The sequence below is a fragment of the Paraplanobispora takensis genome, assembly GCF_016863195.1.
GTDB classification, from domain to species: Bacteria; Actinomycetota; Actinomycetes; order Streptosporangiales; family Streptosporangiaceae; genus Planobispora; species Planobispora takensis.
On sequence record NZ_BOOK01000030.1, the window covers coordinates 144,055 to 169,204 of the forward strand.

The 25,150-nt window shown below is 71.2% G+C and carries 26 protein-coding genes; 8 read left to right on the forward strand and 18 right to left on the reverse strand.

Annotated features, from left to right (window positions below):
- The first annotated feature begins 72 nt into the window (after positions 1 to 72).
- Positions 73 to 636, forward strand: a complete 564-nt coding sequence (locus tag Pta02_RS20445) for a hypothetical protein (RefSeq protein ID WP_203876479.1) — start codon at positions 73 to 75, stop codon at positions 634 to 636.
- Positions 633 to 1,112, forward strand: coding sequence for a hypothetical protein (locus Pta02_RS20450; protein ID WP_203876480.1), 480 nt, complete (start codon positions 633 to 635; stop codon positions 1,110 to 1,112). Before Pta02_RS20445 ends, Pta02_RS20450 begins: the two co-directional genes overlap by 4 nt.
- 40 nt (positions 1,113 to 1,152) lie before the next feature.
- Here the strand turns inward: Pta02_RS20450 and Pta02_RS20455 are convergent, their stop codons facing one another.
- The 3 genes from Pta02_RS20455 to Pta02_RS20465 form a co-directional block, all read right to left on the reverse strand.
- Positions 1,153 to 1,878, reverse strand: a complete 726-nt coding sequence (locus tag Pta02_RS20455; protein ID WP_203876481.1) for an alpha/beta fold hydrolase — start codon at positions 1,876 to 1,878, stop codon at positions 1,153 to 1,155.
- Between the two features lie 95 nt (positions 1,879 to 1,973).
- Complete coding sequence (locus Pta02_RS20460) at positions 1,974 to 2,735, reverse strand: 4'-phosphopantetheinyl transferase family protein (RefSeq protein ID WP_203876482.1); 762 nt, start codon at positions 2,733 to 2,735, stop codon at positions 1,974 to 1,976.
- Complete coding sequence (locus Pta02_RS20465; RefSeq protein ID WP_239131033.1) at positions 2,732 to 3,124, reverse strand: hypothetical protein; 393 nt, start codon at positions 3,122 to 3,124, stop codon at positions 2,732 to 2,734. The genes Pta02_RS20460 and Pta02_RS20465 overlap by 4 nt, the downstream gene beginning before the upstream one ends.
- Positions 3,125 to 3,403: 279 nt before the next feature.
- On the opposite strand from Pta02_RS20465, the gene Pta02_RS20470 reads away from it, so the two are divergent.
- Positions 3,404 to 4,849: a GGDEF domain-containing protein gene (locus Pta02_RS20470; RefSeq protein WP_203876483.1), complete on the forward strand. Its 1,446-nt coding sequence runs from the start codon at positions 3,404 to 3,406 to the stop codon at positions 4,847 to 4,849.
- A gap of 34 nt (positions 4,850 to 4,883) precedes the next feature.
- Positions 4,884 to 5,231: a hypothetical protein gene (locus Pta02_RS20475; RefSeq protein WP_203876484.1), complete on the forward strand. Its 348-nt coding sequence runs from the start codon at positions 4,884 to 4,886 to the stop codon at positions 5,229 to 5,231.
- 114 nt (positions 5,232 to 5,345) lie between these two features.
- Here Pta02_RS20475 and Pta02_RS20480 read toward each other — a convergent pair whose 3' ends face one another.
- Positions 5,346 to 7,793, reverse strand: a complete 2,448-nt coding sequence (locus Pta02_RS20480) for a tetratricopeptide repeat protein (RefSeq protein ID WP_203876485.1) — start codon at positions 7,791 to 7,793, stop codon at positions 5,346 to 5,348.
- Positions 7,794 to 7,991: 198 nt separating this feature from the next.
- Here Pta02_RS20480 and Pta02_RS20485 point away from each other — a divergent pair, with 198 nt between their 5' ends.
- Entirely contained in the window at positions 7,992 to 8,336 is a 345-nt protein-coding gene (locus tag Pta02_RS20485; RefSeq protein ID WP_203876486.1) for an alpha-amylase inhibitor, read from the forward strand.
- Positions 8,337 to 8,354: 18 nt separating this feature from the next.
- Here Pta02_RS20485 and Pta02_RS20490 read toward each other — a convergent pair whose 3' ends face one another.
- The 3 genes from Pta02_RS20490 to Pta02_RS20500 form a co-directional block, all read right to left on the reverse strand.
- The gene (locus Pta02_RS20490; protein ID WP_203876487.1) at positions 8,355 to 8,501 is read right to left on the reverse strand and encodes a hypothetical protein; all 147 of its coding nucleotides are present in this window, start codon (positions 8,499 to 8,501) and stop codon (positions 8,355 to 8,357) included.
- Between the two features lie 426 nt (positions 8,502 to 8,927).
- On the reverse strand, positions 8,928 to 9,395 hold the full coding sequence (locus tag Pta02_RS20495; RefSeq protein ID WP_203876488.1) for a hypothetical protein: 468 nt from the start codon (positions 9,393 to 9,395) through the stop codon (positions 8,928 to 8,930).
- A 164-nt stretch (positions 9,396 to 9,559) separates the two neighbouring features.
- Positions 9,560 to 11,101 carry an acyl-CoA carboxylase subunit beta gene (locus tag Pta02_RS20500; RefSeq protein WP_203876489.1) on the reverse strand — a complete coding sequence of 514 codons (1,542 nt, stop codon included), beginning with the start codon at positions 11,099 to 11,101 and terminating at the stop codon, positions 9,560 to 9,562.
- A gap of 521 nt (positions 11,102 to 11,622) precedes the next feature.
- Between Pta02_RS20500 and Pta02_RS20505 the strand changes: the two genes are divergently transcribed.
- On the forward strand, positions 11,623 to 11,895 hold the full coding sequence (locus Pta02_RS20505; RefSeq protein ID WP_203876490.1) for a hypothetical protein: 273 nt from the start codon (positions 11,623 to 11,625) through the stop codon (positions 11,893 to 11,895).
- Between the two features lie 619 nt (positions 11,896 to 12,514).
- Here the strand turns inward: Pta02_RS20505 and Pta02_RS20510 are convergent.
- The 8 genes from Pta02_RS20510 to Pta02_RS20545 all read right to left on the reverse strand — a co-directional run bounded on the left by Pta02_RS20510 (position 12,515) and on the right by Pta02_RS20545 (position 20,448).
- Positions 12,515 to 12,925 (reverse strand): DUF3592 domain-containing protein, encoded by a 411-nt coding sequence (locus Pta02_RS20510; RefSeq protein ID WP_203876491.1) that lies wholly within the window; start codon positions 12,923 to 12,925, stop codon positions 12,515 to 12,517.
- Between the two features lie 192 nt (positions 12,926 to 13,117).
- Positions 13,118 to 14,104 carry a helix-turn-helix transcriptional regulator gene (locus Pta02_RS20515; protein ID WP_203876492.1) on the reverse strand — a complete coding sequence of 329 codons (987 nt, stop codon included), beginning with the start codon at positions 14,102 to 14,104 and terminating at the stop codon, positions 13,118 to 13,120.
- A gap of 186 nt (positions 14,105 to 14,290) precedes the next feature.
- Positions 14,291 to 15,247, reverse strand: coding sequence for a hypothetical protein (locus Pta02_RS20520; protein WP_203876493.1), 957 nt, complete (start codon positions 15,245 to 15,247; stop codon positions 14,291 to 14,293).
- A 296-nt stretch (positions 15,248 to 15,543) separates the two neighbouring features.
- Entirely contained in the window at positions 15,544 to 16,347 is an 804-nt protein-coding gene (locus tag Pta02_RS20525; RefSeq protein ID WP_203876494.1) for a TIGR03084 family metal-binding protein, read from the reverse strand.
- 30 nt (positions 16,348 to 16,377) lie between these two features.
- On the reverse strand, positions 16,378 to 17,568 hold the full coding sequence (locus Pta02_RS20530) for a carboxymuconolactone decarboxylase family protein (RefSeq protein ID WP_203876495.1): 1,191 nt from the start codon (positions 17,566 to 17,568) through the stop codon (positions 16,378 to 16,380).
- A 57-nt stretch (positions 17,569 to 17,625) separates the two neighbouring features.
- The gene (locus Pta02_RS20535) at positions 17,626 to 19,278 is read right to left on the reverse strand and encodes an FAD-dependent oxidoreductase (protein ID WP_203876496.1); all 1,653 of its coding nucleotides are present in this window, start codon (positions 19,276 to 19,278) and stop codon (positions 17,626 to 17,628) included.
- The gene (locus tag Pta02_RS20540) at positions 19,275 to 19,766 is read right to left on the reverse strand and encodes a DUF5987 family protein (RefSeq protein WP_239131035.1); all 492 of its coding nucleotides are present in this window, start codon (positions 19,764 to 19,766) and stop codon (positions 19,275 to 19,277) included. Before Pta02_RS20540 ends, Pta02_RS20535 begins: the two co-directional genes overlap by 4 nt.
- Positions 19,750 to 20,448, reverse strand: a complete 699-nt coding sequence (locus Pta02_RS20545) for a SigE family RNA polymerase sigma factor (protein WP_203876498.1) — start codon at positions 20,446 to 20,448, stop codon at positions 19,750 to 19,752. The genes Pta02_RS20540 and Pta02_RS20545 overlap by 17 nt, the downstream gene beginning before the upstream one ends.
- 247 nt (positions 20,449 to 20,695) lie before the next feature.
- Here Pta02_RS20545 and Pta02_RS20550 point away from each other — a divergent pair, with 247 nt between their 5' ends.
- Both Pta02_RS20550 and Pta02_RS20555 read left to right on the forward strand, forming a co-directional pair.
- The gene (locus Pta02_RS20550; protein ID WP_203876499.1) at positions 20,696 to 21,550 is read left to right on the forward strand and encodes a metallophosphoesterase family protein; all 855 of its coding nucleotides are present in this window, start codon (positions 20,696 to 20,698) and stop codon (positions 21,548 to 21,550) included.
- A 287-nt stretch (positions 21,551 to 21,837) separates the two neighbouring features.
- Entirely contained in the window at positions 21,838 to 22,608 is a 771-nt protein-coding gene (locus tag Pta02_RS20555; protein ID WP_203876500.1) for a helix-turn-helix domain-containing protein, read from the forward strand.
- Positions 22,609 to 22,752: 144 nt separating this feature from the next.
- On the opposite strand, the gene Pta02_RS20560 is transcribed toward Pta02_RS20555, so the two are convergent.
- From Pta02_RS20560 to Pta02_RS20570, 3 genes are read right to left on the reverse strand one after another with little or no spacing between them, the layout of a single operon-like run.
- Positions 22,753 to 24,144 carry a cytochrome P450 gene (locus Pta02_RS20560; RefSeq protein ID WP_203876501.1) on the reverse strand — a complete coding sequence of 464 codons (1,392 nt, stop codon included), beginning with the start codon at positions 24,142 to 24,144 and terminating at the stop codon, positions 22,753 to 22,755.
- The gene (locus tag Pta02_RS20565; RefSeq protein WP_239131037.1) at positions 24,141 to 24,701 is read right to left on the reverse strand and encodes a flavin reductase family protein; all 561 of its coding nucleotides are present in this window, start codon (positions 24,699 to 24,701) and stop codon (positions 24,141 to 24,143) included. Before Pta02_RS20565 ends, Pta02_RS20560 begins: the two co-directional genes overlap by 4 nt.
- 20 nt (positions 24,702 to 24,721) lie before the next feature.
- Positions 24,722 to 25,150 carry an acyl-CoA thioesterase gene (locus Pta02_RS20570; RefSeq protein WP_203876502.1) on the reverse strand — a complete coding sequence of 143 codons (429 nt, stop codon included), beginning with the start codon at positions 25,148 to 25,150 and terminating at the stop codon, positions 24,722 to 24,724.

Here is a 25,150-nt window from a genome sequence, read left to right on the forward strand (position 1 = left end):
GGGGGGCGGGGCGATCGGATTCCGCGACCGGGGACGGCCTCCGCCGACGACCCCGAGGAATGAGGTTCCCCCATGGCGACCGGAGCGGTTTCCGTAGGACGGTCCCCCGGCCGGCTGACCGGGCTCAACACCCGGCATCACCGGCTGGCGCTCAACATCTATCTTCTGATCGTCGTGGCCCACTGGGCCGAACACCTCGCCCAGGCCGTCCAGGTCTACGTCCTGGGCTGGCCGCTGCCCCAGGCGCGGGGCGTCCTGGGCCTGCCCTTCCCCTGGCTCGTCACCTCCGAGTGGATGCACTACGGTTATGCGCTCCTGATGCTGGCCGGCCTGATCATCCTGCGGCCCGGCTTCACCGGCAGGTCCCGCACCTGGTGGAACATCTCGCTCGGCATCCAGGTCTGGCACCACCTCGAACACCTGCTGCTGCTCGTCCAGGCGCTGGCCGGCGCCAACCTGCTGGGACGCCCGGCCCCGACGAGCCTCATCCAGCTCCTCGTGCCGCGCATGGAGCTGCACCTGTTCTACAACGCGCTCGTCTTCGCGCCCATGGTGGTCGCGATGATCCTGCACCGGCGGCCCCGTCCCGCCGAGCGCGCCCTCATGCGGTGCAACTGCGCGGCCGCCCCCGCATGACGGCGGACGACCGCCGGCCCGCCGGACGGCGCTCCCCCGCCTTCGGCGTGGCCCTGACCGTCCTGGCCGTCTTCCTGCTGCTGCTGGCCGTGCCGAACGTCGGCACGGCCGTGCGCGCCGCGCGCGCCGACGGGATCGGGGGCTGGTTCACCCCGGGGCGGCTGGACTGCGTGCAGCACCCCGGGCACGAGTCCTGCGTCTGGACCGGGGACTTCCTGTCCGAGGACGGCGCGGTCCGCAGGACGGGAATCGAGATGTACGGCGCCGACCGGTACTCCCACCGGGCCGGGGAGCGGGCCAGGGCCGTGGACATCGGCCACCCCAGCCGGGTGTACGGCCCCGGCGGCTCGAACGAGTGGGTGTTCACCGCCCTGATGCTCCTGGCCGGCGTGGGGATCCCGGTGTCCGTGTACGGCCGGCCGCTGCGCCGGGTCCTGGGTTCCGGCGCCCGGCGTGAGGCCGGATCCCGGTCGTGAGGCCGGGTGCCCGTCGCCCGTCGTGAGCGCGGGTGCCCGGTCATGAGACCCGGTCGGCGACCTCGGCCAGGAGCGCCGACAGCCTGCCCGGGGCCGAGACCATCGGCCAGTGCCCGGTGTCCAGCGTGCGGAACTCCCAGCCCGGCACGGCCCGCATGGCCGACACGTCGGCGGAGACGCTGCCGGCGAAGTGCTCCTTCGAGCAGACGACGTAGGTGGCCCGCTGCCGGGCCAGCGGGCGGGTCAGCGCGGCGGGCTCGGCGATCGTACGCCCCGGGTGGTCCACGAAACGCTCGGTGAGCCACAGCGCCTGCCGGCGCGTCAGACCCTGGCCCTCGGCGACCACGGTCGCGTCGGGGGCCGGCCAGCGGCCCCGGTTGTCGGCGATGAGCCGCAGCTCCGCGGCGCGCTGGCGCTCGGGGAAGGCGTGCAGCATGGACTTGCCGTCGTGCGGCAGGAACGCCTCGACGAACACCGTGTGCGCCACCCGGTCGCGCGCCCTGTCGGCCACCTGGCCGGCCACGAGCCCCGAGTAGCTGTGTCCCACGACGACGACGTCGCGCAGGTCCTCCTTCTCCAGGATCGCCAGGACGTCGGCCACGTGGGTCTCCAGACCCACCTCGGAGACGTCGGCGTCGCCGGTGCCCAGACCCTGGAGCGTGACGGCGCGCACGAAGTGCCCGCGCCGGCGCAGACGCCGGGCGACCGGCTCCCAGACCCAGGCACCCATCCAGGGGCCCGGGATCAGAACGAATGTCTTCTTCATCGAATGTCAACCTCCTCTCCCTGTTCCGGGAGAGGCCCGGCGGGCGCGATCGCTACAGTCAATTCACCAGCGCGCGCCGGGCCTCGTCAACGTCATCAAGCGGCGACCAGCAGCGGCTCGGCGCCGACCAGCCGCATACCGGTCATGTGGGACTCGGTCACCTTCAGGTTCCGGTTCCCGGTCAGCACGGCGAGCACCCCGACATACCCGTCACCGGGGTCCAGGGTCTGATAGCGCACCTCGGCGGGGGGAACGTCGAGCGGCCAGCTCAGCAGCTCGGGCCCGTCCTCGGGCCCGCTGACCTCCACCCGGTCCGGCGAGATGCGCAACCCGTGGCCGGTGGCCTTCAGCGCCGCCTCCTTGCGCACCCACACCCGCGCGAAGGCCTCATATCTCTCCGCCTGCGGCAGGCTCTCAAGGGCACTCCGCTCGCGTACGGTCAGAGCACACCGTGCCAGGTCGTCAATGGGGGTCGACGGGACCAGCTCGACGTCCACGCCCAGCGGTCCCTCGGTGGTCAGCGCCACGGCGACCCGGTCCCCCGAGTGGGAGACCGAGACGTGCAGCTGAGGGCCGGCCGCACGGATGTGCGGCTTGCCGTGGTGCCTGGTGCAGTCGGAGCACTTGCGCTCGACGGCCACGTCCTCGGGGCGGATGCCGAGCTGGAGGGCGGTCACCGTGCGCAGCAGCCACGAGCCGGTCAGGAACCGGCGCCGGTCGGGGTCGCGGCGGAAGCGCGCGGCCCGCTCCAGCTCCGGTTCGCTGAGCACCTCCGACATCTCCTCGACGGTCTGGTGCCGCGGGTCCGCCCACCACACGTGGCATTCGCCGGTGCCCAAGATGGGAGCGATCATCATTTCTCCTCCTTCGCCGAGTCCTGCTCGTCGTTTCTGGTGTGCAAGGGGCGGCAGGTCACCAGTTCCCAGTGGCCGACCTCCGGGTTGGTGAGGATCTCGGCCACCTCGGCGCGGACGTCCGCGCTCGTCGTGCCGGCGTCCGTACGGACCCGGATCACGATGTCCCCGGTGGCCTGGGTGAGGTCCTTGTGCCATCTGCTCGGCAGGAGCGCCATGATCCGGATCCCGTCGATCGGGGAGCCCGGCACCGGCACTGCGCCGGTCCGGCGCATCGTCAGCTGGATCAGCATGGTTGCGCGGCCCCGCCCCTCCTCCGCGCCGACGCCCGCGGCGCGCCGCAGACGGGCCGGCCGCCGGTCGTCGGGTCCACCGGGCTGTTCATGTGCCACCTCCTGGAGTGGTCTGCTGCGGTCTTCTCGCATTTCCCACTCTGCGACCCGGCCCGCCCGCGAACCAGCGCTGCGCGAGGCAGGAAACTGCACGTGGACCGCCACATGCTGTCAACCGGCGATGGTGACCACCCGTTCCGCGTGGTCAGCGGCGGTGTGGAGCGCCGGCTCGCCGGCGTCCGCCGTCCGGCACCGGCCCTCGCCCCGGCTCTCCGGTGCCCCGTCCCGGTTCTCCGTCCCGTCTCCTCAACCCCCGGTCCGGTCTGCCGATGGACCGGTGTGAGCAGTTCCCGGGTCCGGCTCGTCTACCTCCTGGGCGGCGTGGCCGTCCTGGTGGCCTTCGTGCTGCTGCCGTACGGCCTGCCGCGCGACGTGGTGTGCGTGCTCGGCGGCCTGGTCACCGTGATCGTGATGGGGTGTTCGACCGTGCGCAGGGGCGGGGCCACCGCCCTGCCGTGGACGCTGCTGATGCTCGGCCAGCTGGCCATGACCGCCGGCGACGCCCTGTGGGTCTACTTCACCTATGTCGCCGGGACCGACCCCTTCCCCTCCGCGGCCGACGGCTTCTATCTCGCGGAGTATCCGATCGTCGCCGCGGCCCTGTTCACCCTCGTCCGGCGCCGCCGTTCGCCCGTCGACCGGGAGGCGCGGCTGGACGGCGCCATCGTCGTGATCGGTCTGGCCCTGCCGTACTGGGTCCTGGCCAGCCCCGGCCTGGGCGGCTACGACTCCGTTCTGACCGAGGTGATCGCGCTGGGCTACCCGGTGGGGGACGTGCTGCTGCTGGCCGGGCTCGCCGGGATGCTGACCATGACGGGCGCGCGGACGCCGGCCCTGCGGATGATCGTCGCGGCGCTCGGCTGCCTCCTCGCCGGAGACGTGGTCTTCGTGCTGGTCGAGGACCCCTCCGGCCTGGCCCTGCCGATCGACGTCCTGCCCTACCTGCTGAGCTATCTGCTGTGGGGCCTGGCCGCGCTGCATCCTTCGGCCGCCGACCCGCTGCGGGCCGGGGCGGAACCGATCACGTCGTTGACCTCACGCCGGCTGATGGGCCTGACGGCGGTCGTGCTCCTCGCCCCGGGCACGTTGATCGTGCAGCTCGCCCTCGGGCTCGAACCCGACTCCTGGGCCGTCGCCGTCGCCTCCGCGGCGCTGTTCACCCTGGTCGTCGCCCGGATGGTCAGCATGTTGCGCCGCCTGGAGGAGCAGGCCCGGCAGCTGGACGAGATCGCCCGCACCGACACGCTGACCGGCCTGCCCAACCGCCGCACGCTCGACGCCCAGATCGTCCGCGACTGCGAACGCACCGCCCTCCGGGCGGTCCCCCTGACCCTGGCCCTGATCGATCTGGACCGGTTCAAGCACTTCAACGACACCCACGGCCACCAGGCCGGGGACGAGCTGCTGGCCGGCGCCGCCACTGCCTGGAGCCTGAGGCTCGGCGGCGAGGACATGCTGGCCCGCTACGGCGGCGAGGAGTTCGTCCTGCTGATGCCCGGCCGCGACCTGGAGGACGCCGAGCACCTGCTGGCCGCCCTGCGCGCCGCGACCCCGCAGCGGCAGACCTTCTCGGCGGGCCTGGCGCTGTGGGACGGCCGCGAGCCCCCTCTGGCTCTGCTGCGCCGCGCCGACACCGCGCTGTACGCCGCCAAGGAATCCGGGCGCGACCGCGCCGTACGGGCGGCTCCGCCCTCCGGCGCGCGTCCTGATCGCGCGTTAGCCTGATCCCGGGACGATCCGGACGGAGGCGCTGAGGCAGATGAGTGAGACCGACCCGCACATCCACGTCGAGCAGAAGGTGATGCGGGCCGGCGCCGCCTACCGCAACCTGATCGTCTCGATGGTGGGCCGCGCACCCGACGCGCCGAGCGTCGTCACCACCGGCTGCGGCCTCCGGGTCCCCTACGCGATGACCTCCCCGCGCCCGGAAAGCGTCACCTGTCTCACCTGCCGGGAACACGCCCACCGGGAGCACCTGCGGTACGCCGAGCAGGTGGAGCGCCTGAGCCGGATGCCCGGCGCCCCCGTCACCGGCGCCCAGGCGGCCGAGGCCGCGCAGTGGGCCCGGGACCTCGCGCAGAGGTTCTCCGCCCGGAGCGGTGACTGAACGGCGGGACTTCTGAAGCAGCGGCCGAGCCGGCCAGGCGGCGAGGTCGTGTTCACCCGGTGGCCGCCGTGCATGCGCCGGTGCTCGCGTCCGGGCTGGAACTCGATCGTGTCGTCAATTCGCAGGGGCCCGTACAGGCGGTTCCACGGCGCGGGCCTGTTCATGCGCGTCGCCTGCGGCGCTCGCCAGCGACGCGGCCTGCCGACGTAGTTCGGCTGCAGCCTCGGCATCGCCGGCCGACAGCAGGGTGTCGGCGAGATCGATCATGATCTTTCCGGCGAGGCCGGGTCCCGACAGGCGTTCGCTGCGCAGCAGGGCGTGGCGGTGCAGCCGGATCGCGCGACCGTGGTGGCCCGCGCGGGAAAGCAGGGTTCCCAGCCCGGACAGAGCAAGGAGCTCGCTCGGCCGGTCGCTGACCCTGCGGCTGGCGATCCAGGCCCGCCGGAGATGGAGCGACGCCTGACCGTCCTCGTGCATGAGCAGGTATGTGACCCCCAGCGCGACCCTGGCCAAGGCCTCACCGCGGACCGATCCGGCCTGCCGGACGAGGTCGAGCACCTGGAGCTGGTGGACGAGAGCGTCGTCGAATCGGCCGGTCAGGCGGTTGACGTGGCCGAGGCCCAGCTGCGCGAGAACCCGGGCGCGCATGTCTCCGGCGTCGCAGCCGATGATGAACGCCCGCTCGAAATGATCAAGGGCGAGGTCATAGTCCCCGCGGAGCACGAACGTATCGCCGAGATGACAGTAGGAGACGGCTTGGCCGTGGACGTACCCGATCTTCTGGAATCCGGCCAGCGCGAGTTTCCTGTGCTCCAACGCGACGGCGACCTGACCCCGCCACGCGTGGGCCGCGGCCAGGTGCGTCCGCGTGATGGCGGCCCACAACTCGTCGCCCGACCGGTCGGCGACGCCGAGGGCGAGGCGGTGGGTCTCGATCCATTCCTCAAGGTGCCCGCGCAGGAAGAAGTACTGCCAGAGGTTGTTGGCCAGCCGCCACGCGAACTCCTCCAGTCCGCCGGCGGTGTTCCGAATCGCCGCCACCAGCGTGACCCGTTCGTCGTCCAGCCATCGCAAGGCCTCTTTCGCAGAGGTGAGCTCGGGAGCACGCGTGTGCACCTCGATGGGGGGCAGCGCCAGCAGGGGCCGGTGTGGATCGATGAGCTTGACAGCCGATTCAGCTCGGTCCAGATACCAGCTCAGCAGGCGGGTTCGCGCTGCGAACCGCTCACCGGGCGGCTCCTCCGCCTCGGCCCGTTCAGCAGCGAATGCCCGCAGGAGGTTGTGCAGTGCGAATCTTCCCGGGCGGGGCTCCTCGACGAGATGGCCGCGATACAGCTCATCGAGGGCGCGCTGGGTCTTCCCCCGTGAGGCCGCCCCCAGGTTGGCGGTTGCGCAGAGGTCGAGGTCGCCCCCGGGGAACAGGCCGAGCAGCCGGAACAACCGGGCGGCCTCCGGTGACAGGTGCCGGTAAGAGGACTGGAACACTGATCGCACGTCGGCGAGCGAGTCCCCGCCCGCCTCGAGCCCGTCGAGAGTGTGCTCAAGTTCCTGAAGCTCGGTGACCAGCCGTCCGGGGCCGAGCAGGGGGCGGTGCGCCATGCGTTCCGCCATGACACGCAACGCCAGCGGCAGCCCCGCGCAGTGCTGCGCCAACTCCGTACTCGCGTCCGGCTCGCTCCGGATCCGGGCGGCCCCGACCAGGCCTTCCAGGAGCGCCACCGACTCTGCGGCGGACATCCGGTCCAGCACCAACCGGTGGGCGCCGTCACGGGCGACCAGGCCCGCCAGGCTGTCACGGCTGGTCGCCATGACGAGGCTCGGGCCCACGGGGACGAGCAACGGGCGGAGTTGCCCGGCCGAGACGGCGTCGTCCAGCACGATCAATACGCGTTTACGGGAGAACAGGTCTCGGTACTGCGCGACGCGACCGGCCAGGTCCGTCGGGATCGACCTGACTCCCATCGAGTGCAGCAGGCATGCCAATGCGCTCGCCGCATTCAGGGGTTCCTCCCCGAGCCGGCCGCCGAGGTTGAGGAACAACCGGCCGTCGGGAAATTCATGCGCGGCGCTACGAGCCCACTGCAACACCAGCGACGTTTTGCCGACTCCGGGAGTGCCCACGACCAGGCAACACCGGCTGACGTTCTGCGGCGCCGACGCCCTGGCCAACTCCCGCAGGGCCTGATGGCGGCCGCAGAAACCGGTGGCCGGCGACGGCAGCTGATCGGGGACCGGGCCGTCTCCGGATCCGCCCAGATGGTCTTCGGTCGCCCGTTCCCACGCGGCCGTCCACGACCTGGCCTCGGCCGGATCGGCCCCCAACGCCAAGACCACGGCGTCGAGGACGTCCAGCGGCATCACGGTGGCGCCGGAGAGGTAGTTCGCCAGGCTGCTGCGGGGAACTCCGGTGGCACCGGCCAGATCCTGGAGCGAAAGCCTGGTTTTCCCTCGGCCCCTGGCCGCCCGCACCCGCCATCTGTCCAACTCCGCCAGCAAGTCGTTCAGTGAAGGCCTGTCACCGAGCCGCTCCATGGCACGCACATCGCCGTGCTGCTGTCGCATGGCACACAGCGTGCCAGATCTGTCCAGAACCATCCAGGCACGTCCAAGAACGCCACTCTTTCCAACCTCAAGGAATTAGTGTCTGCGACACGGAGATTCAACGTCATTCCACTGCTTCCGGGTGTCGGAGATTCGCTTCTCATCGCGAAGGAAATCTCCCGGCCATTCGTAAGGACAAGACCACGGAAAGGAGCTTCAATGGCGAACAAGATGGTCCTGGCGTCCATCGGTGCAGGATTGGCCGCAACCCTCCTGTCCGGCAGTCCCGCCCTCGCCGCCCACGGCGCACCCTCTCAGGGGCAGGACAGCGGACGGGCACAGATCCTGGTGGAGCGCGCACCCGACTGTGTGGTCGGGTGGGTGAACAGAGGAACGATCACCCAGACCGGATACGCGCAGAATCAGTGCGGCTACGCGATGCGCCTGAAGGTCATCTGGGCCCGCGGCGCCGACGGGACATGTTTCTGGGTGGAGGACCAGAGGACCATATCGAGCAAGGTGGCAAAAGAGCCGCGCCGTTTCGACGGGGTAGGACTCTGCTGAAACAGTTTTCTCAGCCGATCAGACATCACGAATGCCAAAGAAAGTCAGGAGCCGGAACGTGAAAATCGCACGAAAGATCGGCCTGGCCGCAATACTGAGTGCCGCCATGCTGGCGCCCGCCATCGTCACCGCGGCTCCGGCCGGCGCCGCGGCGATCCGATTCATCGGCTACTTCTACCCCCCCAAAGGGGTACCCGCAGCGCAGGCCAGGGCCGAGGCTGAAAGAAACTGCGCGGAGGAGACAGCGGAGTACGCGTACGAGAACGGCTGGAGGTACACATCCTGCACCTGGACGAGGGCGCCCCGCGGTTACGCGTATGCCGGGCATGTCTACAGGTGACGGCGAAGGACGCGAAGCGGCCGGCGCGGCGCCCGTAGCGATGGATGATCACGCGCCGGCCGTCTCCGCGCCACCCCGGCCGGGCGGATCGCGAATCACCCGTGCGGGGTTCGCCAGGTGATCCGCGGAATGAAAAACACCCGCCATCCCCGGGGATGGCGGGTCGTCCGGGTGCGAATGACAGGAATACGGATGGCTACGCGTCGCCGTCCTCCGGTGTTCTCCCGTCATTCACCGGCGCGGCCGGGTGTTCAGCTGAGAATGCGCGTGGTCGCCGAGTCCGTCATCGTGGCTCCGGCACCGCTGGCCGATCCCACCCCGCTGACCGTGGAGGGGGTGGAGCCCGGCTTGACGATCGTGGCCTGGACGTTGGAGGTGCCGGACACGAGGTTGCCGTTCTTGAGGAGCTTGGCGAAGACGAGCTGGTGACGTACCGTGCCCGCCGCGTCCATCTGGTACTTGACCTGCATCGTCCCCTCGAACTGGCCGTTCTTCACGCTCACGGTCTTGGCGACCGGGTTGGTGTCGCTGAGCGTGACCGTCGTGGGGCTGAGACCGGCGCACTTGACGCCGAGGCCGGAGGCCTCGACGCAGACGTTCATCCGCGCGTCGAGGGTGTGCACGGGCGCGGCGCTTGCGGCGCCTCCGGCTCCGGCGAGAATGGCGCCCGCGGTGGCGGCGCTTCCGGCCAGGAGAAGGATTCTGCGCTTGATCGACATGATTGTCTGCCTTTGCTCTTTTGGACGGGCATGACGATTTGACGGAGGAAACGATAGGAGCTCCGCCAATGTCGATCCGGGCCGAATTGCACAGTCATCCCATGACCTGAATCACACGTGTTCGAGGCCCGCGGTGCGGGGGAGTCGGAGGGTCGGGGAGCGCGTCACAGGGGGACGTTGCCGTGTTTGCGCGGGGTCGCGTGCTTGCGTTTGTCGCGGAGCATGGCCAGGCCGCGGGCGACCGCCGAGCGGGTGTCGGCGGGGTCGATCACGTCGTCGACCAGTCCCCGTTCCGCGGCGTAGTTCGGGTGCACGAGCTCCTCGCTGTACTCCTCCACGAGCCGCGCGCGCAACGCGGCGGGGTCGGCGGCGGCGGCCAGCTCGCGGCGGTGGATGACGTTGACCGCCGCCTCGGCGCCCATGACGGCGATCTCGTTGGTCGGCCACGCCAGTGAAAGGTCGGTGCCGATGGAGCGGGAGTCCATCACGATGTAGGCACCGCCGTACGCCTTACGCACGATGACCTGGATGCGGGGGACGCTCGCCTCGCAGTAGGCGTACAGCAGCTTGGCGCCGTGCCTGATGATCCCGTCGTACTCCTGGTCGGTGCCCGGCAGGAAGCCGGGGACGTCGACGAGGGTCAGCAGCGGGATGCCGAACGCATCGCAGAACCGGACGAACCGTGCGGCCTTCTGCGATGCGGCGACGTCGAGCACCCCGGCGAGCACCATGGGCTGGTTGCCGACGATGCCGACCACCTCGCCGTCGATCCTGGCCAGCGCGCAGATCACGTTCCGCGCCCAGCCCTCGTGCAGTTCCAGGAAGTCCTCGTCGTCCACCAGTTCGGCGATCACCAGGCGCATGTCGTAGGGCTTGTTCGGCTCGGCGGGGACGATCTCGGCCAGCCGGGGGCGCGTGTCCGTCGCCGCGCCGCAGGAGGGCAGGGCGGGCGGGAGCGAGAGGTTGTTGCTCGGCAGCATGGAGACGAGATAGCGGACCTCCTCCAGGCAGCTCTCCTCGTCGTCGTGCACGAACGTGGCCACACCCGACCGGGTTCCGTGCACCTGGGCGCCGCCGAGCTGGGCGTGGGTCACGCTCTCACCCGTCACCGCCTCGACGACGTCCGGCCCCGTCAGGTAGAGCTGGGCGGTGTCGTGGACCATGAAGGTGAAGTCCGCCAGGGCCGTGGAGTAGGCCGCCCCTCCGGCGCACGGCCCGAGCACGACGCTGATCTGCGGGATGACGCCGGACGCCTGGACGTTGCGCTGGAAGATCCCGCCGTACCCGTTGAGCGACATCACCCCCTCCTGGATCCGGGCGCCCCCGCTGTCGTTCAGCCCGATGAAGGGGGATCCGGTGGACAGGGCCAGGTCCATCACCTTCTGGATCTTCAATGCGTGCGCCTCGCCGAGCGAGCCGCCGAAGATGGTGAAGTCCTGGGCGTAGACGAAGACGCGGCGGCCGTCGATCGTGCCCGAGCCGGCGATCACCCCGTCGGTGTGCGGGCGCTGCCGCTCCATGCCGAGGCCGTGCGCCTGGTGCCGCCGGAACATGTCGATCTCGATGAAGGAGCCCTCGTCGAGCAGCAGGTCGAGCCGCTCGCGCGCCGTGCGCTTGCCCAGGGAGTGCTGGCGGTCGACCGCCTGGCTGCGACCGGCGGCGATCCTGTCACGAAGACGGTCCCGCTCCTCGCGCAGCCTGCGCATGGAACGGGACCGCGGCCGATCCGGCGCCGGGGCCGGAGCCGGAGCCGGAGGTGGGACCGGCAGGCCGCGGACATGTCCTCCGGCCGGTACCGGCGCCGGCGCGAGATCGAGTTCCGAGATGCTCATTGACGCTCCTCCCTCGGGGCCACACCCGCCGGCGTGGCGGCCGGATCCGGATGCTCACGACGACGGGGCCGATGCGACTCCAATCCTCACCAGTCAATGATCGCGGGCCGTTCCATGTCACCTTTTCGCGTGCTGACCGGGCGAAATAGCAGGTGAAACACCAGGTGACAGGGCCGGCGCCGATTCTCCCGGCGCCGGCCGCTGCAGTTTCCTGTCACCGGCGCCCGCACGCGACGCGCATACGCGCCCCCATCCGGGGCAGGCGTGGCAGGAAGCGGAAACCCCCGTGCAGCTTGCTGCCCCCGATATCTCTGGTTCGCGCCTCGCCAAAGTCGCAGAGTTGTACTTGCAAGGCGAACACGCCAAGCGAAAACACTCTAGAAAGAGGCATTGAAATGACGAACAACATTGTTTCCAAGAAGATTTCCAAGAGCATCGCCGCCTGGGCCCTGGCCCTCGCCTCCAGCGCCGTGGTGTGGAGCTTCGGGCCCGACACCCTGGACGTGGCCGCCGGCACCTCTTCGCAGGCCGTGGTGGTGGCGGACGGCAACACCTGGCCGGGTGTGGCCGACACCGACGGCAACACCTGGCCCGGCGCGCAGGGCACCGACGGCAACACCTGGCCGGGTGTCGCCGGCACCGACGGCAACACCTGGCCCGGCGCCTGAAAATTGATCCCGACTTGACGGGAATTAATTGAAGAATAAGGAGAGAAAAGCCTCTGGAATAAAACCGAACCGACCGGGCGACCACCGGTCCGATTAACCGGAAGCAGCAGGAGCACCACCCGACCACCGGCCGTCAGACCCCCACAGCGCTCGACGTCACATTCCGAGCGGGGTCCTCAGGGAGAAGCCCGGCACCGACGGGACACGGCCACCGATCCGAGGCGACAGGCAGCCGGCAGCGCGCCCGCCTCTCCCCCGAGAAGACATCGCGCACCGCGCCGCGGTACACGCTGCCCGAAAACACATGATCACGACACCGGAGGTGACAGGCACGCCCGGAAGGACGCGGAGAACCGGAGAGACCGAGAACCCGGGAGGAGGGAGAGCGCCCGAGGACGCCAGGGCCCGAGAGGGCCGGAGGGAAGAGCCGGACCGAAGGAGAGGACTGGAGGAAGGCGGAGGAGCGAGAGCACAGGGAACCCCCGGCAACCGGCAGGACAGAGAGGGCGGAGAGGAGCAGGCAGCACGACGAGAACCCGTGGTCCCCACGACCGGCAAGGTCGCGGGGACCACGGGTTCTCATGTGAGCGCCCATGCCTTCAAGGCCGCAACGGCATGCTCACAACCAGGAGCCGGCCGCGGCGACCAGGGAGACCACCAGGACGACCGCCCCGACGATCATGAACAGCACGCTGCGGAGCACACCCCTGCCGCCTGCCCCGTCCAGGCGGGCGTGCCGGGGCCGCTCGGGGTCGTAGACCACCATGACCTGCTGGCCCGGACGGACCGGCGACGGGTTGGAGCCCAGATCCGACTCGGTCTCCATCACGAAACCCTGCACCGTCCGGAACTGCAGGGTGGGGTAGTACACGCCGTTGTCGCCGCCGGACCAGCGCAGTCCCGCGACGACACCCGGAACCCGCACCCCGCGCCGCCGCAGCCGCTGCCCGACGATCATCGCGTGGACGCCGACCCCGGCGAACAGCGCTCCGAACACGATTCCAACCCATGGCACGGTGTTCACGTCCACCGCCGCCTCCTTCTCACCCGTTCAAGGGCCGCCGTCGCAATCCGTCCGGGGGACTGCGCCGCGCTCGTCCGCGGCGGCCCGGCGCGGTCCACGGCAGTAGGGTGCCGAGCCGCGATTGCAAACGACTTGGATCTTGCTGGTGAAGACCGGCCGCCGGGGTCGCGGGCGGGGACGGACGCCCGGCGGGCGGGGTCAGATCCAGTTCTCCTCTTTGGCGCGCAGGGCGGCCTGGAAGCGGTTGACGGCACCGAGTCTGGCCATCAGGTCGGCGACGTAGCGCCGGTAGGTCCGTACGGAGATGTCCAGCTCGCGGGCGGCGATCTCGTCCTTGTCGGCGGTGGCCATCACCTCCAGCACACGCTGTTCCATCTCCGACAGCGGAGAGGACTCGGTGGGCGGGTCGATGAACTCCCGGAAGTCGACGGCGGCCTTCCACACGCCCTCGAAATAGATCACCAGCTGGGAGACCAGGCCCGCCTCCCGGACGAACAACGCGCCCTTGGCGTTCTCCTTGGGGTCGATCGGCACGACGGCGGCGCTGCGGTCGTAGACCAGCATCCGGTCCATGGGCTGCTCGCTGATGCGCACCTCGGCTCCCAGGTTGACCAGCTCGCGCAGGTAGGAGAGCATGTGCGGATCCTGCAGCGCCTTGGGGTGGTACACACTCTTGAGCGAGATCCCCCGGCGCAGCGAGCGGGTGTCCAGCGGAAGCGCCGACTCGATCATCACCTGGGTGAACGGGCCGCCCGGGTGCAGGCAGAGCGTCTCCTTGTAGGTGAAGAAGGCCAGGTCGTCGAGGCGCTGGCGGACCCGCGCGCCGTTCTCCACCCGTTCGATGTCGAGCACGCTGCCCGCGCGGTCGCCCTCCCGCATGTCCTCCATGTAGCTGGAGATGGCGTCGCGGGCCGTGAAGACCCGGCGGATCTCGGCGTTGAGTTCGTCGAGGCGTTTCTCCACGAGGCGCTCGATGCCGACCCTCGGCTCGGTGGCCATGACCCTGTGCCGGTCGGTGAGGTCGAGCATGGACAGCTTGCCCAGCGTCTCGACGGCGGCCTCGACCGTGTCGGGGTCCATGCTCAGTGCCTCCGGCACGGAGCCGATCCCCTCCCCCCGATGCCGGAGGAAGTAGCGGTAGACCTCCGAGGCTTCCGGCGATATACCGATGACTGAAAGGTCCATGGCTCACCTCCCGGCCCCGCCGCTTGCTCTCATGGGGCCTGCGGGCCGCCACCCGATGCAGGCCCGCCACTACAAATTATCTAGATCAAGATGATCAGGGCTCACTTCCATCGTGCGCTGTGAGCCATGGGCCGCCGCAGGAGCACGAACGCGGTTGCCGTCCTCCCGACGCGATCGTGATCGTCGTCAGGGGACGGGACACGGCAGGGTCGTACCCGCCGGAACGGCCCGGTAGCAGGCGGCGCCGGGGCACACGACCTTGACGGTCTCCCCGGACCCGGCCGCGTCGACCGCGACCGGCTCGTGCCCGAACCTGCGAGCGGCGATCTCCGGCCAGCTGGACGGCCGCAGCCCGCCGGGCTCCTCGATGAGCCGCGGGTCCGCCTCGACGGCCGAACGCTCCAGATGGGCCGCGTAGTCGGCCTCCCGGTGCCAGACCGCGAAGCGGCGCAGGGACTCCCCCGCCGTGAGCATGTCCCACGGTTGCGCCTTGACCGCCATCGCCTGCAGGAACGCCGCGCCGACCGCCGCCTTGACCGTACGGCCGGCCGCGACGGCCAGCATGGCCCCGTCCCCGCCGACCATCACCATGGCCACCCGGATGTCCGAGGCGACCAGCACGAACGCCGACACGCGCAGCCCGAGGCCGGAGACGGCCGCCGTGACGCTCACGGGCAGGAGGCGGTCGAGATGGGCGGAGACGCGCATGAGCGGGTGGCGGGGATCGGCCCACCAGCGGGCGACCACGTCATGGGCGAGAAGCTCGGCGACCGCGGCGGGAGCCCCCTGGTCCACGACACCGCTCACGCTCGGCTCCACCAGGGACTCGCGCTCCCCCAGCCACACGACCTCGGCGGGCAGCCGGTACGGCGCCCCGCTCAGCAGGCCGGTACCGAGGACGCCGGCGAGGCTCTCCTGCGGCGCTTCCGGAACGAAGTCGGACAGGCGCAGCCGCCTGCCGCCCACTCCGGGGCGTTCGCCGTCCTCGCCGGACAGCCGGTGCAGATAGTCCAGTGCCACAGCCCGCGCCTGCGCCCTGGTCTGCGCCTCGTAGGCGGAGAACCCGGCGGTGATCGCGGCGGGTCCGGAAGCCGAGGCCTGCGCGTACGCGAGGTGTACGGCGCCGCCGAGGCAGTCGGCCACTTCCCCCGCGGCTCCCGGTCCATCCATCACCGACCAGGAACCCGTAAAGCGCACAGATTCTGACACATCACCAGTACAGCCGCAGGTCAGGAGGGAGGTCAACGCACCGGCGACCATGTAGCAATCCTCGATAAAGCCCGTTCCCCGGACGGCCTCGCGGACAGCGGCGCCCGCCCGCCGGAAGGCGGACAGCACGAAGCCGCCCGTGGTCCCGGCCTCGTCGACGGGTGCACGGGCGGCTTGCTTCTCCGCGCCGTGGGCGGCTCGCCTCTGCTCTGCGAGCCGCCCGGGGGAGGCTAGACCGCGGCGCGGGCGAACTGCCCGGGGGTACGGCCCGCTCCGGCCGGTCCGCGGTAGGCCTGGGCGATGTCCAGCCAGCGGTCGGCCTCCTCGCCCACGGCCGTGACCGCCAGGTCGTCCCGGTGCCTGCGCCGGGTCACCAGCAGGCAGAAGTCGACCGCGGGACCGCTGACCCGCTGGTCGGCGTCCTCGGGACCGTAGGCCCACACCTCCCCGGAGGGAGCCGTGATCTCGAAGCGGAACTCGGCCGACGGCGGGGTCAGGCCCCGGGACAGGTAGCCGAAGTCGCGGGTGAGGACGGCGAACACCACCAGGTGCCGCAGGCGGTCGGTGCGCTCCGGCTCCACCCCGAGCGCGTCGGCGATGTCCTGCCCGTGGGCGAACTGCTCCATGATCCCGGCGCAGGCCAGCACGATGGGCGGCAGCGGGTTGACCAGCCACGGCACCACCTGGCCGGGCGGGACGGCGGCCAGTCCCCTGACCACGGTCTCGCGCTCGGCCCGCCAGCGGGCGAGCAGCACCTCGGGCGTGTCGTTCTCGTAGTCCTTGAGCGCGGCGTTCACCGCGCCGTCGAAGTCGTGCTGGGCCTCGGCCGTCACGGCCGCGAACCCCTCGGGGTCGATCGCCGCGGTGGCCGCCAGCCGGAAGACGAAGGCGAGGTGGGCGATCTGGTCGGCGATCGTCCATCCGGGCGCGGGCGTGGGCAGCTTCCACTGCTCCGCGTCGAGCCCGGCCACCAGGGCGTCGATCTGGTCACCGTCGGCGGTCAGGTCGTTGAGCACGACCTCCAGCTCGGTCATGTTCTGTCCTCTCACTCGGAGATCGGGTTCTCATCGGGGCACGGAGGGGGCGGGTTCCCGGTCCTGCGGGGCGGACGGCAGCCAGGCGCCGGCCCGGCGCGCCGCGGCCAGGCTCGCCCAGGCGGTGAGCTCGACCAGCGCCCGTTCGCCGGACTCCGCACGCGGCGCCCGTTCACCGGGCCCCGTCCGGAACACCCGCTCCCGGGCCTGCGCCCGCAGGAACTCCCCCACCACCTCCTCGTCGACCTGGTAGGAGGCCAGCGCCGTGAGCAGGGCCAGGCGGCCGGCCGGGCGCTGGGCCGGGGGCAGCGCGGAAGCCGCCTCGGCGGCCCAGCCGCGGCCGAGCCCGGCCGGCCGGCCGTCCCAGTCCTCCAGCGTGGCGGCGAGGAGTTCGCGGACCGGGCCGGGCGCCGAGCGGCGGCCGCCCTCCTCGATCGCGGCGGCGGCCCGGGCGAAGGCGCCCTCCAGGTACGGCGTGCCGCGCGCCCATGCCAGGTCGGCGGGCAGGGACGCGACGGGCAGCAGGGTCCGCGACTGTCCCGGGACCACGGGCCTGCGCGCGGCGGGCCGCATGAGCAGGCCGAGCAGCCGCATGGCCGGGCCTCGTGCGCCGGGCGGCACGTGCGGCGGCAACGGCGAGTCGCCGAGGAAGACGTTGACCATCCGGTTGAGGTAATGGAAGGTGACCGCGACCGCCGTGAGCTCCCGGACGTGCCCGTCGTGCAGCGGCGGCCGTACGGCCGTGTCCCGCGTCCCGGCGGCCCGCGCCCAGGCGGCGGCCCGCGCCAGTCCGGGCCAGGCCGCATCCGGGCCGCCCGCGGCCGGCCCGGACCGGGCCCCGGCACGACCATCTCCCACGGGCCCGGACCGGAGCGCGCCCCGGCCCTCTCCCGCCAGGCCGCGCAGCGTCTCGCGGTGGACGTCCACGCAGTAGGGACAGGCGTTGCCCGCCGAGACCTCGGTCGCCACCGCCTCCTTGACCGCCCGGGGCACCGCGCCGTCGGCCAGCAGCGACTCGCGCAGGAGCGTCCAGCAGGCGGCCAGGACCTCCGGTGCGGGCGAGTGAAGGATCACCGGCGGGGCGAGCATGCCGAAGTCCCGCTCGGCCTGGGCGTAGACGTCCGCGACGAGGCCGCGTGCCGCGCGGGGCCGTACCGGGGACAGGTGGCGGACCTGGGACAGCGAACCCCGCAGCGCCACCCGGCTGAGCATCCGGCCCATGGCCGGCTCCTCTCTCTCGGCGGCCGCCCGCGCGGCGGGGGCCGGTGGGCGGCGGGGCTACCTGCTCAGCAGGGCCTCCGCCAGGCGGGCCGCTCCCCGGCGCCCGCTGGTCGAGCCGTCGGGCGCGGGCGCGCCGTAGACGACCTCGACGCCGCGTTCGCGCGCGGCGCGGACGATGCCGGGGACGGCGCGCTCGGCCAGCGCGGAGATGGTCATCGCGGGGTTGACGGTCAGCGCCCCCGGTACGGCGGAGCCGTCGGTGACGAAGATCCCGGGGTGGCCGCGCAGCTCGTGCCGGTCGTCCAGGGCCGAGGTGTGCGGGTCGTCGCCGATGCGGCAGGAGGCCAGCGGGTGGACGGTGTAGGCGCCGACCAGGTCGTTGGTCCACGGCGTGACCGTGGCCAGGCCGTCGCGTTCGAGGATGTCCTTCACCTCGGCGTCGGCCATCGCCCAGGCTGCCTGGGTGTTGGCGGTCGGCTTGTAGCTGAGCCTGCCGATGCCGAGCATCTGCTGGGAGAGCCGGTCGGCGTTGCCGCGCTCGGGGGGCGGCCCGAAGACGCCCTCGTTGTCATCCTCGATCATCTGGAAGATGATCAGCCAGGAGCGCCAGCGCCGGAGCATCTCCTTCTTGTCCAGGCCGAACCACGTCGGATCGGACCCGGCCGTCAGGGCGAGGATGGTGCCCAGGCCCGGCGGGAAGTACAGCTGCTCCAGCGAGTAGCGGGAGTACTCCGGCAGCGAGCCGTCCAGCCGGTCCCAGTTGGCCACGGTCGGGCCCTTGCCGATCTGGTTGGCGGCGTAGGCCAGGCCGTCGCCGTGCTCCAGCCCCAGCACCTCGCGCACCCGCTCCTCGTTGAGCACGGCGGTGTTGAGCCGCTCGCCGTTGCCGGAGAAGTAGCGGCCCACGGCGTACGGCATCGGCCCGAGCGTCGCCTCGCTGCGCTGCAGGATGACGGGCGTGGCCGCGGCGCCGGCGGCGAGCACGACGATCTTGGCGTCGATCGTCCCGCTCCCGGTCGTCACGCGGTAGTCCTCGTCGTCGACGAGCTGGTAGTGCACGCGGTAGCCGCCGTCGCCGGTCCGCTCGATGTTCTGCACCTCGTGCAGCGGCCTGATCTCGGCGCCGTGCGCGAGGGCCGCCGGGAGATAGTTCAGCAGCAGCGACTGCTTGGCGTCGAACCGGCAGCCGGCCATCATCCAGTTGCAGTTGACGCACTTGGCGGTGTCGACGGCGGCGGGCACCGGGTTGGCGGTACGGCCGGCGTGGTTGCACGCGGCGGCCCACAGGCCCCCGGAGTACGACACGTCCTGCCAGCCCTGCTGGGTGATCGGGATCGACTCGGCGACCCGGTCGTACCAGGGGTCCAGGGTGTCGCGGCTGATGGCCGCCGGCCACATGCGCCGGGCGATGCTCCCGCGGCGCTCGAAGACGAAGCGCGGCGCGCGCGGCATCGCGGCGAAGTAGACCACGCTGCCTCCGCCCACGCAGTTCCCGCCCAGCACGCTCATGCCGTCGCCCACGACGAAGTCGAAGATGCGCGTGTAGGACGAGCCGAGCTTGAAGTCGTGCTCGAACTCGCCGGTCTCCAGCCACGGCCCGCGTTCGAGCATCACGACCCGGGCGCCGCCGGCGGCCAGGTGGTAGGCGACGATCGCCCCGCCGAAGCCGCTGCCCACCACCAGGACGTCGGTGCTCTCTACGCTGCTCATGCGGGGCTCCCTGTGGGGGTCGTGTCCGGGTGCAGGTCGGCCAGGGGGCGGCCGTAGGAGTAGGAGGGGAACCTCCACAGGCCGTCGGCGTCCGGCGCGGTGACGCCCATCGCCGTCAGTCCCGGGTGGCCCGCGGCGATCGCCTCCGCGGTGTGGGTGTGGGCGGCCGAGTCGTAGGCCATGTTGCAGAACAGGGCGAGGCTGACCCACAGCGACTTCTCCGGGTGGCCGGGCGCGGTCAGCGAGCCCACCAGGGCGGTGCGCTCGTCGAAGGACAGCGCCACGAACGGCGGCACGCTCTCGTCGAGCGCCAGTCCCCGCTCGGCCGCGAGTGTCAGGGCGTGCCGGTTCAGCCCGCCGGCGTAGCCGTCCAGCCCGTCGGTGACGCCGGTGGCGTCCCACTCCAACAGCTCGATCGCCCCGGCCGCGACGGCGCCGCCGTCCGGGGAGACGCCGGCCACGGCCCTGTCCTCAGGCGACCTCTTCACCCCCGGGATGATCGTGTCCGCGAACGCCTCGAGTGTCATCGTCCTGCTCCGGCGGTCGTCTGGGATGTCTGGGCGCATCGGCGTTCCCCACCTCGTTGAGCTCGGGTCCCTCACATGGTCCGGACAGCGGCCCGTCCGGTGCATCTTCTGCGTTGCCGTCGCCGCCGTCCTGACCGCCGTCCGCCTCGCTGCCGTCACCGAGCGCAGAGCGCAGGGCGTTCAGCGCGCGGACTGTCTGGCTGCGCACCGTCGAGGACCCGCTGCCCATCGCCCTGGCGGTCTCCTCGACGCTGCGGTCCTCCCAGTAGCGCAGGACGACTGCGGCCCGCTGACGGGGTCCCAGATCGGCCAGCGCCTCCATCAGGACCATGCGTTCGCCCACCTGGACGTAGGGGTCCCAGCCGGGGACGGAGTCGGGCAGCGGCTCGGTGAGCACCTCACGCGACCAGCGCAGCGATCTGCGGTCGCTGATGAGCAGCCGGCGCATGACCCGGTGGGCGTAGGCGCCCATCCCGTCGTGCCGGTCGAGCACATCCCACCGCCGGTGGATGGCCATGAGCGTGCGCTGGACGAGATCGTCGGCCTCGTACCAATCCTCGGAGAGCTGGAATGCGGCGCGCCGTAACGTCGGCCTGATCGTCCGGACGAAATACGCGAACTCCTCGTCGCGCATCTCCTCCATTGCTCACTCCCCACGCGCACTGCCTGGATCGTCCATTTCTCGTGGACGATGACCCAGAAGTGGATTTTTATGACATATGCCGTTTACCGGCCTCATCAGAATTGGCTTCCGGACACTACGGTCACAACCCCTAGCCCCGTCCGGTCTCCCCTTATCCGGGGTGACCTCCCCTTATTCGAGGGATGCCGACCCCTGATCTGACCACCCGCGACCGGCCGGGACCCCGTCTCGTGCATACGCTCGCGTGGTGAGGAGTTCCAAGAGCGCGAAAGGGAGCCTGCTGGCCATCAGCGACCTCCATGTCGGCTTTCCGGAGAACCGGGCGGCGGTGGAGGGGCTTCGTCCCGAGACGGACGAGGACTGGCTGCTGGTGGCCGGGGACGTGGGCGAGCGCATCGCCGACATCGAGTGGGCGCTGGCCCTGCTCAGGGAACGCTTCGCCACGGTGGTCTGGACGCCCGGCAACCACGAGCTGTGGACCACGCCCGACGACCCGGAGCAGCTGCGCGGCGAGGACCGCTATCGCCGGCTGATCGGCCTGTGCCGCGGCCTCGGCGTGCTCACGCCCGAGGATCCCTACCCCGTGTGGACGGGCCCGGGCGGCCCGGTGACCGTGGCCCCGCTGTTCGTGCTGTACGACGGCAGCTTCCGGCCGCCCGGCACCACGCGGGCCGAGGCCCTGGCCATGGCCTACGAACAGGGGGTGGTGTTCAAGGACGAGCTCCTGCTGGATCCCCATCCCCACCCGAGCCACGACGCCTGGTGCCACGCCCGGGTGCGGGAGACCGAGCGGCGACTGGACGCCTGCGACCCGAGCCTGCCGACGGTCCTGGTCAACCACTTCCCGCTGCTGCGCGAGCCCACGCTGGCCCTGCGTCGCCAGCTGCTGGCCCAGTGGTGCGGCACCGAGCACACCGCGGACTGGCACCTGCGCTACCGGGCCGCCGCGGTGGTCTACGGCCACCTGCACATCCCCCGGACCACCTGGCACGACGGAGTGCGCTTCGAGGAGGTCTCGCTCGGCTATCCCCGCGAGCGGCGCCCCCACCACCGGCAGGGGCGGCTCCTGCGGCGGCTGCTCCCCGTCCCCGAAGCGGTGTAGGGCCCCGCGCGGGGCCGCCCGGACATCCCGGACACGAAATGTGACCGCACAATCACCCAGAAATATTCCGAACAAATTCGGAACGGCCGTGCAGCACCCGGCACGACTCGCCGCGTGTAAAAGGAGGAGCCGAAAGGCGCCGACAAATACCAGAAGAATGCGCCGGACAAGGGCGGGCGAGGAAAAACAGCAATCCTGAAGAATTCCCGTCGGCATACGGATCGACATACGGGTAAATTTTATTCCGGATTGCTCGTTTCGCCCTCCTCGATGACCCCGGAGGACTGATGGACGAAGTAATCGAGCGAGCCGTACTGCGAGTGATCGAGAGCATGCACGAGAACTTCGGCGAGCAGATCACCGTCGATGACATGGCCCGTACAGCGATGTTCAGCAAGTTCCACTTCTCCCGCGTCTTCCAACGGGTCACCGGCCTGTCCCCGGGACGTTTCCTGTCGGCGGTACGGCTGCGCGAGGCCAAGCGGCTGCTCGCCTCCACCTCGCTGAGCATCACGAACATCAGCCACCAGGTGGGCTACTCCAGCGTCGGCACCTTCAGCTCCCGCTTCACCTACAGCGTGGGCCTGCCGCCGAGCAAGTACCGCCGGCACATGAGCGTCACGGCCCAGCTCCTGACCGTCGGAGGGCAGCACCCGCCGGGCACGGTGACCACGACCCTGCACGGCGAGATCGTCTCCCCGCTGCCGGACCGGCCGGTCTTCGCCGGGCTGTTCCCCGACCAGATCCTGGAGGGCCGCCCGGTCAGCTACACGCTGCTCGACCGGCCCGGTCCCTACGTGCTGGAGAACGTGCCCGAGGGCCGCTGGCACCTGATCGCCCAGTCCGTGGCCGCGGGCCGGGACAACGCCATCCACTACCCGCCCGGCGGCGACGAGGCGCTGTGCATCGCCCGCCACGGGCCGGTCACCGTCGAGGCGGGCGGCGGGCCGCAGCGCGCCGACGTCCGGCTCAAGCCGATGCGCCCGCTCGACCCGCCGGTGCTGCTGGCGCTGCGCGACCTGCTGGCCGCCCGGATCCCCCCGGGCACCCCCGTCTGACCGGACCGTCCGGCACGAAGAGCCGCGGGGCCGGACACGACGAGCCGCGGGCGGTGACCACGCCACCGCCCGCGGCTCGCTTTCTTCCACGCCACCCCGCCGTGACCCCCTGCGGCCCGCCGCGCCGTTGCGGCGGGCCGGGTCTCAGGCGAGGCCGACGGTCATCGGCAGCCCTCCCTTGACACGCAGCGACAACATCGCCTCGGGGACCGCGGGGCGGCCGGGCAGCCCGGTCAGCCGCAGCTCGCGCACGACCATGGCCAGCACGAACGTCGCCTCCATCATCCCCAGGTGGTTGCCGACGCAGAAGCGCGGGCCGGCACCGAACGGGATGTAGGCGTACCGGGGCCGGCCCGAGGGGCGGCCGGGGTCGAAGCGCTCCGGGTCGAACCGCTCGGGATCCTCCCAGAAGTCCGGATGCCGGTGCAGCGTGTACGGGCTGATCATCACGTCGGCGCCCGCCGGCACGTGGTAGCCGCCCACCTCGTCGTCCCGCTGCGCCACCCGGGTCAGCGCCCACACCGGCGGGTACAGGCGCATGACCTCCTCCACCACCATCGCCGTGTACCTGAGCCGGTGGAGGTCCTCATAGACCGGCGGCCGCTCGCCCAGCACGCTCACGGCCTCCTCGCGCAGCCGCTCGCGCACCTGGGGATGGCGGTCGAGCAGGTGGAAGGCCCACGAGAGCGTGCTGGCCGTCGTCTCGTGCCCGGCCAGCAGTACGGTCACCAGCTCCTCGCGCAGCCGCCGCCGGGCGGCGCGGGCGCCGCCGGGCCGCCGCCGGGCCGAATCGATCAGGAGGGACAGCAGATCGTCGCCGCCGGGGCGCCCGGCCCGGTCGAGCACGAGGCGGTCGGCGACCCGGTACAGCTCCCGGCGCGCCCGGCGGAAGCGCAGGTGCAGCGGGAGCGGGAGCCACAGCGGCACCATGCTCAGGGACACCATCTCGAACATCGCCTGGTCCTGCACGCCCTCGAAGGAGTGCCCGATCGAGGTGAAGGCCCCGAGATCGGCGTCGAGCAGGGTACGGCCGAGCACGCCCAGGGTGAGCCCGGTCATCTCCTCGGCCATGTCGACCGGCGCCCCGCCCGCGTGCGCGCGCAGCCGCTCCACCAGCCGCGCCGCCTCCGCGGCGACGGCGGCGTCCTGATGGGCGATCCGCTTGTTCTGGAACATCGGCTGGACCGCCCTGCGCTGGCGGCGCCACACCTCGCCCTCGCTGGTCAGCAGCCCGTCGCCGATGACGCGCCGCGCCTGGGCCAGGCCGATGCCCTTGTGGTAGCCGGAGCTGTTGTCGGCCAGCACGTGCTTGGCGTGGTCGGGGTGGTTGAACAGGTAGATGGTCTTGGGCCCGATGGAGATGCGGACCGCGTCGCCGTACCGCGCCGCGGCCGACGACAGCAGCCCGATCCGGTCGGTCACCAGCTGCCTGAACAGACTCGGCGCCGCCGTACGGGGCGGGCCGGGCGGCACCGCGCGGGTGCCGCCCGTGGGCACCGGCGTGACCGCCGCGGCTCGTGTGCCCGTGACGCTCATGCCGTGACCGCGCTCAGCTCCGAGGTGATCCCCTGGAACCGTCCCCGGTAGACCACCAGACCGCCGGCCTCCCGCTGGTAGACCGAGAGCACCCTGCCGATGAAGATCGTGTGGTCGCCCCCGTCGTAGGAGCGCCACACCTGGCATTCGAACCCGGTGACGGCGTCGGCGATGAGCGGCACCGCGGTGAGGTCGCCGGGCAGCCAGTCGACCTCCTCGAACTGCGCCGCGCCGAGCGGCCGGTAGCGGTTGGCGAAGTGCCGGGCCGTCTTCTCCTGGTGCGCCGCCAGCACCGAGACACCGAAGAAGTCCTTGGTGCCCAGGTGCTGGTGCATCACCGCGCCCTTGCCGATGCACACCAGCAGCAGCGGCGGGTCGAGCGAGACCGAGGTGAAGGAGTTGGCGGTCATGGCGTGCGGCACGGAGCCGCCCGTCGTCACCACGGTGACACCGGTGGCGAAGGTCCCGAACGCGTCGCGCAGGGTCCTGGCGTCCGTCGTCTCCAGGGTCCTGACGTTCGTCGTCTCCAGGGATGCGGTTGATGGATGGAGTTGCACGCTGTCCTCCTGATCCGCGCCTACGACGCGTACGGTTCGAGCGCCCTGACCAGCGGTTCGGGAACCCTGGCGGGTGAGGTGCGGGTGTTCGGCCCGCGCATGCAGGCCACCCGCTGCTTGCCGCGGGCGATGAGCGTCTCGCTCCCGCCCGCGTCCAGCCGGACGTAGTCGAAGCTGAACTCGATCTGGGTCTGCGCGAGTTCGCTCAGGCGCATCCGGATGGACAGCTCGTCGAAGGCCGTGATCTCGGCGAAGAACTCGCACTCGACCTTGAGGGTGAAGAGCTTCAGGTCGTCCTGGAGGTCGGCGAGCACCTCGGGGGCCCGCTCCTTCAGGAACATCTCCCTGCAGCGTCCCTGCCACCGCAGATAGTTGACGTAGTAGACGTTGCCGACGATGTTCGTCTCTTCGAACCCGACGGTGTGGAGATACTCGAAGTACTTGCTCAT

Coding starts and splice junctions, on each gene's coding strand:
- Pta02_RS20445 (WP_203876479.1), top strand. CDS start 73: ATGGCGACCGGAGCGGTTTCCGTAGGACGGTCCCCCGGCCGGCTGACC.
- Pta02_RS20450 (WP_203876480.1), top strand. CDS start 633: ATGACGGCGGACGACCGCCGGCCCGCCGGACGGCGCTCCCCCGCCTTC.
- Pta02_RS20455 (WP_203876481.1), bottom strand. CDS start 1,878: ATGAAGAAGACATTCGTTCTGATCCCGGGCCCCTGGATGGGTGCCTGG.
- Pta02_RS20460 (WP_203876482.1), bottom strand. CDS start 2,735: ATGATGATCGCTCCCATCTTGGGCACCGGCGAATGCCACGTGTGGTGG.
- Pta02_RS20475 (WP_203876484.1), top strand. CDS start 4,884: ATGAGTGAGACCGACCCGCACATCCACGTCGAGCAGAAGGTGATGCGG.
- Pta02_RS20480 (WP_203876485.1), bottom strand. CDS start 7,793: ATGCGACAGCAGCACGGCGATGTGCGTGCCATGGAGCGGCTCGGTGAC.
- Pta02_RS20485 (WP_203876486.1), top strand. CDS start 7,992: ATGGCGAACAAGATGGTCCTGGCGTCCATCGGTGCAGGATTGGCCGCA.
- Pta02_RS20490 (WP_203876487.1), bottom strand. CDS start 8,501: ATGAATCGGATCGCCGCGGCGCCGGCCGGAGCCGCGGTGACGATGGCG.
- Pta02_RS20495 (WP_203876488.1), bottom strand. CDS start 9,395: ATGTCGATCAAGCGCAGAATCCTTCTCCTGGCCGGAAGCGCCGCCACC.
- Pta02_RS20500 (WP_203876489.1), bottom strand. CDS start 11,101: ATGCGCAGGCTGCGCGAGGAGCGGGACCGTCTTCGTGACAGGATCGCC.
- Pta02_RS20505 (WP_203876490.1), top strand. CDS start 11,623: ATGACGAACAACATTGTTTCCAAGAAGATTTCCAAGAGCATCGCCGCC.
- Pta02_RS20515 (WP_203876492.1), bottom strand. CDS start 14,104: ATGGACCTTTCAGTCATCGGTATATCGCCGGAAGCCTCGGAGGTCTAC.
- Pta02_RS20525 (WP_203876494.1), bottom strand. CDS start 16,347: ATGACCGAGCTGGAGGTCGTGCTCAACGACCTGACCGCCGACGGTGAC.
- Pta02_RS20530 (WP_203876495.1), bottom strand. CDS start 17,568: ATGGGCCGGATGCTCAGCCGGGTGGCGCTGCGGGGTTCGCTGTCCCAG.
- Pta02_RS20535 (WP_203876496.1), bottom strand. CDS start 19,278: ATGAGCAGCGTAGAGAGCACCGACGTCCTGGTGGTGGGCAGCGGCTTC.
- Pta02_RS20545 (WP_203876498.1), bottom strand. CDS start 20,448: ATGGAGGAGATGCGCGACGAGGAGTTCGCGTATTTCGTCCGGACGATC.
- Pta02_RS20555 (WP_203876500.1), top strand. CDS start 21,838: ATGGACGAAGTAATCGAGCGAGCCGTACTGCGAGTGATCGAGAGCATG.
- Pta02_RS20560 (WP_203876501.1), bottom strand. CDS start 24,144: ATGAGCGTCACGGGCACACGAGCCGCGGCGGTCACGCCGGTGCCCACG.
- Pta02_RS20570 (WP_203876502.1), bottom strand. CDS start 25,150: ATGAGCAAGTACTTCGAGTATCTCCACACCGTCGGGTTCGAAGAGACG.